Genomic DNA, 8,518 nt, shown 5'->3' with positions numbered 1-8,518 from the left:
GCAATCGAGGTAGGCGGAATTCGGCCGTTTGGCGTGCCCGGCATTCCCGCAATTGAGGTAGCGAGATTTCAGTCGTGTGTACGGTGATTCGGCCCCGGTGGATTCCCTAATGTCGTTGAGCGAAAGGGAAAGCCGCCTGAAGGAGCTCCACCGATGAAAAGAGTTCTCGTCGTGGAGCACCACCATCTGGTTTCGAGTGCGATCGCCGACCTGGTCGACGAAACACCCGGACTGGAACTTGTCGGCGCCGCCAGATCGGTCCGTGAAGCAATTTCGCTGGCCGAGCGGAGGCAGCCGGATGTGGTGCTCATCGACGTGGACAAGTCGAGCTGGAAATGGCTCCGACTCGACCTGTTGGTCGCAGATCTCCTTCCTCGCGCGCGGCTAGTCCGGCTGACCGCAGTCTCCGACCCGCGAGTGGAATGTCTGGACCCTCCGACGAATACCCCCAGCGTCCTGAAAACAGCCATCCCCCAATTTCTCAGGAGTCTCACCGAATGAATTCCCCCATGGACAACAACGTTCCGACCGTTTCCGAGACCGCCGAGTCGAAGCGTGGGCCGCGTTCCTACCGGCTGCGTGTCGGTATCGCGGCCGGAGTTGTCGTGGCTGCTGCCATCGGTGGCACCGTGACCGCGTTCGCTCTGAATTCCGATTCCGATTCTGGTTCGTCCGGCTCTTCCGCCTCGGCCGCGACGGCCAAGGGCGGGGCCGTCGACGGTCCGCTGTCCACCCGCGGTGGCGACATCGTGGACTCCAAGGGGCACAAGGTCGTGCTGACCGGTATCAACTGGTTCGGTGCCGAGACCGGCAGCTTCGCGCCGCACGGCCTGTGGACCCGTAGCTGGAAGAGCATGCTCGACCAGATCGCGCACAACGGCTTCAACACGATCCGGCTGCCGTACTCCAACGAGATGTTCGCGGCCAAGAGCAAGCCCAACGGGATCGACTTCAAGCAGAACCCGGACCTCAAGGGCCTCACCGGTCAGCAGATCATGGACAAGATCGTCAAGGGTGCCACCGACCGCGGCATGATGGTGATCCTGGACCAGCACCGTCCTGACCAGTACGGCCAGAGCGAGCTGTGGTACAGCCAGAACCTCACCGAGAAGCAGTGGCTGGACGACTGGACCCAGCTGGCCAAGCGCTACAAGGACAACCCCCGGGTGATCGGCGCCGACCTGCACAATGAGCCGCGTGGCCAGGCCACGTGGGGCGACGGCAACCCGAAGACCGACTGGCGCCTGGCGGCCGAGAAGGCCGGTAACGCGATCCACGCCGTCAACAAAAACTGGCTGATCTTCGTCGAGGGCACCGACCGTCACAAGAACGAGCAGTTCTGGTGGGGCGGCGACCTCCAGGGTGTGAAGAAGTACCCGGTCAAGCTGAAGGAGCCCAACAAGGTCGTCTACTCGGCGCACGACTACGGCCCGGGTGTGTACAACCAGAACTGGTTCATGGCCAAGGACTTCCCGAAGAACATGCCGGCGATCTGGCAGAAGCACTGGGCCTACATCAAGAAGCAGAACATCGCTCCGGTGCTGCTCGGTGAGTTCGGTGGCCGCAAGACCGCGGGCAAGAGCTCCGAGGCCGTGTGGCAGAACGCCCTGATGGACTACCTCAAGAAGAACCAGATCAGCTACACCTACTGGTCCCTGAACCCGAACTCGGGTGACACCGGTGGTGTCCTCAACAACGACTGGAAGACGGTCGACAAGAACAAGATGAAGATGCTGTCCAAGTACCAGACGCCGCTTCTGTCGGCGAAGGGGAAGACGTCGGAGTAACCCCTTCGGTACGGCCGCCGCACCCCGGCGGTGGACAGCGAGGGCCCGCAGGCAATGCCGCCTGCGGGCCCTCCGTCGTACCCGGGTACGGGCCCGCGTACGGCAAAGAAGCGCGGCCTCGGCAAAAACGCGGGTCCAGGCGGAAGCGATACGTCACCTCGCCGGGTTTCCTGTCCGGGCCCGCTTTCCGCGCCGACCCCGAAGGCGCGAGGAGGCCGGCCGCGAGGAGGCCGACGATGAAGCCCCAGCAGCGCACCGGCCGCGTACTCTTCCCGCTGGCCGTATTCGCGGTGGTGGCGGCCGACCAGGTGAGCAAGGCATGGGCGGTGGCGGCCCTCGACGGCACCGTGGGGCCGCAGGGCGCGTTCGGGCCGGTGCACACCCTGCTGGTGCGCAACACCGGGGTGGCCTTCGGCCTTGGGCGGGGCCGGCCCCTGCTGATCGTGCTGATCACCCTCGTCGGGGCGGTCGCGACACTGGCCGCCGCGGGCGCGGGGCTGCGGGTCCGCAGCCGGACCCGGGCGCTGGCGCTCGGGCTGATCGCCGGGGGCGCGCTCGGCAACGGCGCCGACCGGGCCGTACGACACCCCGGGCCGCTGCGGGGCGCGGTCATCGACTGGATCATGGTCACGGCCCGCGGCCCGGTGTTCAATCTCGCCGACGCCGCCCTGGCGGTCGGCGCCTGTCTGATCGGCCTTGTTTTGCTGCGCGACGTTCTGCTGCGCGACCTCACGCTCCCGCTTTGGGGACCGCGCTCTCACTGGCGTCCGGCTCTCCGGGCGGCAGCGACGCCTCTTCGGGCGCCAGGTCCGGAACCTCGTCCTGGATCCGGTTCTGGGGCTGGTTCTGAGGTTGGTCCGGGGTCCGGTCCTGGGGCCGCTCCTCGGCCCGGCTTCCGGCCGGGTCCACGAAGGAGTCGAGGGAGCCCACGAGGTCGCGCAGCCGTCCGAGCGCCGCTTCGTCCGGGCCCTCGCGGGCCCCGCGGGAGGTCAGCGCGTTCGTGATCCGCTGATACGCGGCCAGCTCCCGGGCGCAGCGGTGGCACCGTGCCACATGCGCCCGGACCCGGCGCGCGGCCGGCCCGTCCAGCTCACCGTCCAGATACGACTGGAGCTCAGCGCCGTCCGCAAGACACTCCCTGGCCTCTTGGCGCTCGGTGCTCCGCCACCACATCCACCACCTGCTGCTCATGCCCCACCTCGCTGTCCTTGAGGTCCCGCGGCCACCAATCGATCCCGGATCCGCTTGCGCGCCCGGTGCAGTCGGCTCATCACCGTCCCCTTGGGCACGCCCAGCACCTGCGCGGCCTCCGCGTACGACAGCCCGTCCACATGCACCAGCCGCACCACCTGCTGATCGCGCAGCGGCAGCGCGGTGAACGCGGCGTCCACGGCCTCGTCGAAGGCCGTGTCGACCACCAGTTCCTCGGGTGTCGCGCCCGAGGCGGCGGGTGTCGCGCCCGGAGCGGACGCGAGCCGGTCGAGTTCGGTGTCCGGGTCGTCGAGCAGACGCGGTCTGCGCTGCCGGCGCCGGCTCACCTCCGCATGCCGCATGATCGTCAGCAGCCAGGCGCGCGGATGGCGGCCGTCGAACCGGCCGACCGCCCGGTAGGCCCTGAGCAGGGTGTCCTGCACCAGGTCCTCGGCATCGGCGGGCTGCGCGGTCAGCGACATCGCCACCCGCAGCAGCACCTCCACCTCGGGCAGCACGTACTGGGCGAACATGCGCTCTTGACGGGCGTCCGGGTCAGCCACGGGTGCCTCCTCGGATCCTGACCCCCCGGGACGCGGTGACGACTGTCACACTCTGTGTAACACCGCGCACACATCGGCGCACGCCGTGATCGGCGGTTCGAGTGATGGTGGGGGTGGGGGGTGAGGGAGGAGGCTGCCAGGGCTCAGGCCTTCACGGAGACCAGGAGCTTTCCGTCGAGCGTGCGGATCTCGAAGTGGTCGATGTCGGCCGCCTTGAAGGCCGAGCCGCCCTGGGTGAACAGGGGAGCCTGGGCGCTCTTGTCCGGGCTGTCCGCGATGCCGTACCCCTGAGGCGGCACCGACCAGGTCGTCATGACCTGCTTCTCACCGCTCTTGGAGACCGCGATCATGCTGCACGCCAGGGGGCCCTTGACGTTCTTCAGCCGCAGCATGGCGTCGGTGCCCCACATCTTGTCCTTCAGCGCGATCGTGGCGTTCACCTTGGTGTCCGGGTCGGTGGCCTGGACCTTGGTGGGCATCGCTTCGAAGGTCTTGCTCGCGGTGGTCTCGGCGCTGATGACCGTGTTCGAGCCGTCGTCGGAGGTGAGCGCCACCGCGCCGAGCGGTCCGCCGATGATCAGCACAGCGGCCGCGGCCACCAGGGAGAGGTGCCGGCGGCGCCGCTTGCGCCGGACCACGGCGACCTCGCCGATCATGTTGTCCAGCAGCCCGGGGCCGGGTCGCGCGGTGAGCGTGTCGATGCCGTTGGGGGTGGCGGTGAAGGAGTGCGGGACGCCTGTGAGCCCGGGCCGGCCGGGGGCGCCGTGGATGCCGGGGACGCCGGAGGCCAGCTCCGCCAGCATGGGCTCCAGCCCTGCCAGCTCGTCGAGTCGGCGTCCGCAGTCGTCACAACCGGCCAGGTGCTGCTCGAAGTACGTGGCGTCCGCGTCGTCGAGCACGCCGAGTACGTACGCGCCGACGGCGTCGTGCCCGGCGTGGTGCGCCTGCGCGGTCATGCCGTCACTCCTCTTTCCTCAAGCGCGAGCTTCATGGAGCGCAGCGCGTAGAAGACCCGGGACCGCACGGTCCCGCTGGGTATGCCGAGCGTCTGGGCCGCCTCGTTGACCGTGCGGCCCTTGAAGTACGTCTCGACGAGCACCTCGCGGTGCGCGTCGCTGAGGTCGTGCATCGCGTCCGAGAGGGTCATCAGCCGCAGGGCCCGGTCGATCTCGTCCTCGGCGGGCATGAGCTCCAGCGGGGAGGGGTCGACTTCCTGCGGACGGGCCTGGCGGCTGCGGTGTCCGTCGATGACGATCCGCCGGGCCACGGTGACGAGCCAGGGCCGGATCGAGCCGGTGGCCCTGCTGAGCTGGTCGGCGTTGCGCCAGGCGCGGACGAGGGTTTCCTGGACGACGTCCTCGGCCCGGTGCCGGTCGCCTGCCACCAGGCGCAGTACGAAGGCGAGCAGCGGTCCGGCGTGCTCCTGGTAGAGCGCGCGCATCAGCTCCTCGTCCGGCGTACCGCGCTGGGATCTCGACCGATGTGTATCGGTCACGGCGGCGTCGTCGCGCACCAGAACCTCCAGGACGGAACCCGAGTTGGACATCATCAGCAGACACTCCCGGTGTGTTGGCCGGGGGTTGTGTGGCCCGGACGGCCTCTTCCTCCATCACTACGGACGGGGCGGGAACGCCGCTCAACTCGTGGCGAAGTTTCTTGAAGCGGCCGCGGACGCCGCCGTTCCGCACCGGCCGTCGGGCTCTGCCGAACGGGTCCTCAGGGCTGTGCTGCCGTGGTCGGCAGGCTGCGCTGTCGTGGCCTTCAGGAGGCCAGGGGGTCGAGGACGACGGGCCGCACCGAGCCCTCGATCATCGCGCCAAGCCCCTCGACCGCGCAGGTGTCGGGGTGTTCGGCGATATGCAGCGGCATACCGGTCGCCTCCCGCAGGAGATCGTCGAAACCGGGGAGCCCCGCGCTTCCACCCGCCAGCATGATGCCGCGCTCCGCGAGGTCGGCGACCAGATCGGGCGGGCAGCGGCGGAGCACCGTGCCGACCGCGTCGAGCACCCCGGTCAGCGGGGTCTGCACCACGGCCCGGATGCCCTCGACGTCGATCTGCACCGAGCGGGCGAGTCCGGTGGCCACGTCGCGGCCGTGCACCTCGGTGTCGTCCGTGGCCGCGCCCGTGCCGCTCAGGGCCTGGTGCAGCGGGCGGACGGCCTGGCTCGGAAGCATCAACGCATGCTCGTTGCGCATATGTTGGACGAGGGCGTGGTCGATCGTCTCCCCGCCGACCGCCACCTGCTCGGCGGAGACGATCGAGCCCAGCGACAACACCGCGACCTGGGTGGCGGCCGCCCCGCACACCACGATCATCGTCGCCTCGGGCCGTTCGACCGGCAGACCGCAGCCCACGGCGGCGGCGATCAGTGTGTCGACCAGCTCCACCCGCCGGGCGCCGAGCCCGGTCAGCGTCTCGACGGCGGCGCGCTCCGCCAGCGGGTCCGCGTCGTGCGGGACGCACACGGCGGCGCTCAGCAGCGGCTTGCGCCGCCAGGCCCGGCGTACCTTGTTGCCGACGAGGAACCGCAACATGCGCTGGGCCATGGCGATGTCGACGACGCGGCCGCCGGATACGGGCCGTACGACCCGGATATGGTCGGGGGTGCGGCCCATCATCCGCTCGGCGAGCGCCCCCACCGCGATCAGCCCCCCGGTGCGGGTGTTCACTGCGGCGACGCTCGGCTCGTCGACGACGAGGCCGGTGCGCCTGAGATAGACCCGGGTCCTCGCGGCGCCGAGGTCGACGGCGATGGAGCAGCGGCGCAACCGATCGAGGCTGATGGTCATGTCAGGCCTCCTGCAAGGTCTCCTGTGTGGTCGGGTCTCCCGTGCGGTCAGGTTTCCCGTGCGGGCGGGGTGGTGGGGCCGTCGGCCCGGCGGCCCTGTGATCATCGTGTGGGCCGGACCGCCCGCCTCGCCTGCGGTGCTGCGCCGGTCGGGCGAGGAACGGCCCTCGCCGCTGCCGACCGATCCGATTACTCGGCCTATTCGGCGTATCCGGCCCACGCGGCTTATTCGCCGTACTCGTCGGTTATTCGGCGTACTCGCCGACGTCCGGGTTGTCCTTGGCGTCGGCGTAGCACTCCACGGCGGCCGCGGTGAGCGAGAACCGCACGGGCGTCTCGCCGAAGGCGATCCGCCCCGCCGTCTCGCCCGCCGCCGCGATCGCCTGCCGCACCTGCGGGACCTCCTCGGCCGGGCAGTGCACGATGACCTCGTCGTGCTGGAAGAACACCAGCTCAGCGCGGAGCCCCGCCCCGGCCAGCGACTGCCGCAGCGCGGCGAGCACCAGCACCGCCCAGTCGGCGGCGCTGCCCTGGACGACGAAGTTACGGGTGAACCGCCCGCGGGCGCGGGCGCCGGCCGTACTGCCGTACGTCGGCTCCTCGTCCTGGTCGCGCGGCAGGCCCGCTTCGTCGGCCGGGTCGCCGCCCGCGGAGGCGGGCGGGCAGGTGCGGCCCAGCCAGGTGCGCACCAGCCGCCCCTCCTCACCGGCCCGGGCCGCCTCGTCCACGTACGCCACGGCCGCCGGGAAGCGTCGCCGCAGGGCGGCGAGGTGCTTGAGACCGTCGCCCGAGGTCTGGCCGTAGATCGCGCCGAGGAGCGCGAGCTTGGCCTGGTCGCGCCGGCCGGAGAAGGCGCGGTCGGACAGCGTCGCGTACAGATCCCGCCCGCTGCCCGCTATCTCCATCAGGCCCGGATCGCGGGAGACGGCCGCCAGGACACGTGGCTCTATCTGGTCGGCGTCGGCGACCACCAGCCGCCACCCCTCGTCGGCGACCACCGCCCGCCGCACCACCTTGGGGATCTGCAGCGCCCCGCCGCCGTTGGTGGTCCAGCGGCCGGAGACCGTGCCGCCGGGCACATACTCGGGGCGGAAGCGGCCGTCCCGCACCCAGGACTGCAGCCACGCCCAGCCGTGCGCGGTGTGCAGACGGTAGAGCTTCTTGTAGCGCAGCAGCGGCTCCACGGCGGGGTGGTCGATGTCCCGCAGCTCCCAGGCGCGGGTGGAGCTGAGCGAGATGCCCGCGCGCGCGAACGCCTTGAGGACCTCGGCCGGCAGATCGGGCCGCACCCGTACGCCTCCGAAAGCGCGGGACACCTCGTCGGCCAGCTCGGCCAGCCGCTGCGGTTCCAGACCGCCCGGGTAACGCTCGCCGAGCAGTTCGTCCAGCAGCTCGCGGTGGCGGTCGGCCCGCCAGGGCACCCCGGCCCGGCGCAGCTCGGCCGCCACCAGCGTCCCGGCCGACTCGGCCGCGGTCAGCAGCCGCATCCGGCCGGGGTGTTCGGCCGCCTCCGTACGGGTCAGCTGTCCGGCGTAGACCGCCAGCAGCGCGTCGAGGGGGTCGGTGCCGGGCGGCAGCGGCACCGGGCCGGGCTCGAAGAGCGACGGCTGTGTCTCGGCAGCCCGCACCGGCGGGTCCTCGGGGACCGGCAGCCGGCGCAGCCGCGCCCATGCGGCGGCCAGCGAACGCGGCTCGCCGCACCGCCCTTCGTGGCCGAGCAGCAGGGCCTCGGCGGCCTCCAGGTCGTAGCACCGCTCGACGCGGACGCCCGCGGCGAGGAGTCGCGGGTAGAGCTCGGCGGTCGACCGCCACACCCAGCGCTCGACGTCGGGCCGGGACCGTACGGCCTCGACGGCGCCCCCGGCCGCGGCCGTGATCTCGACGATCGGACCGGCGGCCCGCCCCGCGGGGTCCAGCGGGCAGAGACGAGCGCCCCCGTCGCCCGTCTCAGCCAGCGCCCATCTCATGTTGGTGAGTGTGACAGGGGGGTCTGACAAAACCGGCGGAGGTGGGGCCACGGCTGTGAAAGGGGGTGACCCTGAGGCGCGGCATCCCTACTTTCCGTCCGGAGTGACGAATGATATTCGAAATATCGAACCTTGGAGCCGTCGATGACCCGCGGGCGCGGACCCGACGATCATCCGCTACGCCGGGTACTACAGCGAGACCGTGTCCGGGAGATCGTGTA

Annotated in this window: 8 protein-coding genes and 1 pseudogene; 3 read left to right on the top strand and 6 right to left on the bottom strand. The window is 70.6% G+C overall.

Going from position 1 to position 8,518, the window contains the following annotated elements:
• Window positions 1-153 precede the first annotated feature (153 nt).
• The 3 genes and pseudogenes from ACFV2X_RS37840 to ACFV2X_RS37830 all read left to right on the top strand — a co-directional run.
• A complete protein-coding gene (locus ACFV2X_RS37840) occupies window positions 154-501 on the top strand; it encodes a response regulator transcription factor (RefSeq protein WP_089512741.1) in 348 nt (115 codons plus the stop codon).
• A gap of 8 nt (window positions 502-509) precedes the next feature.
• Entirely contained in the window at window positions 510-1,787 is a 1,278-nt protein-coding gene (locus ACFV2X_RS37835; protein WP_385625644.1) for a glycoside hydrolase family 5 protein, read from the top strand.
• Between the two features lie 236 nt (window positions 1,788-2,023).
• Window positions 2,024-2,479: pseudogene (locus tag ACFV2X_RS37830) on the top strand (signal peptidase II); the annotation flags it as partial.
• 37 nt (window positions 2,480-2,516) lie between these two features.
• On the opposite strand, the gene ACFV2X_RS37825 reads toward ACFV2X_RS37830, so the two are convergent.
• The 6 genes from ACFV2X_RS37825 to ACFV2X_RS37800 all read right to left on the bottom strand — a co-directional run bounded on the left by ACFV2X_RS37825 (window position 2,517) and on the right by ACFV2X_RS37800 (window position 8,297).
• Entirely contained in the window at window positions 2,517-2,978 is a 462-nt protein-coding gene (locus ACFV2X_RS37825) for an anti-sigma factor family protein (protein WP_385625642.1), read from the bottom strand.
• Window positions 2,975-3,541, bottom strand: a complete 567-nt coding sequence (locus tag ACFV2X_RS37820; protein ID WP_385625640.1) for an RNA polymerase sigma factor — start codon at window positions 3,539-3,541, stop codon at window positions 2,975-2,977. Before ACFV2X_RS37820 ends, ACFV2X_RS37825 begins: the two co-directional genes overlap by 4 nt.
• A gap of 143 nt (window positions 3,542-3,684) precedes the next feature.
• Window positions 3,685-4,497 carry a zf-HC2 domain-containing protein gene (locus tag ACFV2X_RS37815; protein ID WP_385625639.1) on the bottom strand — a complete coding sequence of 271 codons (813 nt, stop codon included), beginning with the start codon at window positions 4,495-4,497 and terminating at the stop codon, window positions 3,685-3,687.
• The gene (locus ACFV2X_RS37810; RefSeq protein WP_358638917.1) at window positions 4,494-5,087 is read right to left on the bottom strand and encodes a sigma-70 family RNA polymerase sigma factor; all 594 of its coding nucleotides are present in this window, start codon (window positions 5,085-5,087) and stop codon (window positions 4,494-4,496) included. The genes ACFV2X_RS37815 and ACFV2X_RS37810 overlap by 4 nt, the downstream gene beginning before the upstream one ends.
• Window positions 5,088-5,302: 215 nt before the next feature.
• Window positions 5,303-6,331: a rod shape-determining protein gene (locus tag ACFV2X_RS37805; RefSeq protein ID WP_385625637.1), complete on the bottom strand. Its 1,029-nt coding sequence runs from the start codon at window positions 6,329-6,331 to the stop codon at window positions 5,303-5,305.
• A 244-nt stretch (window positions 6,332-6,575) separates the two neighbouring features.
• Window positions 6,576-8,297, bottom strand: coding sequence for a bifunctional 3'-5' exonuclease/DNA polymerase (locus tag ACFV2X_RS37800; protein WP_385625635.1), 1,722 nt, complete (start codon window positions 8,295-8,297; stop codon window positions 6,576-6,578).
• Window positions 8,298-8,518 lie beyond the last annotated feature (221 nt).

The sequence above is a fragment of the Streptomyces sp. NPDC059679 genome, assembly GCF_042734105.1.
In the GTDB taxonomy this organism is placed as follows: domain Bacteria; phylum Actinomycetota; class Actinomycetes; order Streptomycetales; family Streptomycetaceae; genus Streptomyces.
The sequence above is the reverse complement of the archived record's forward strand: the minus strand, read 5'-3'. Positions and strand labels throughout refer to the sequence as shown.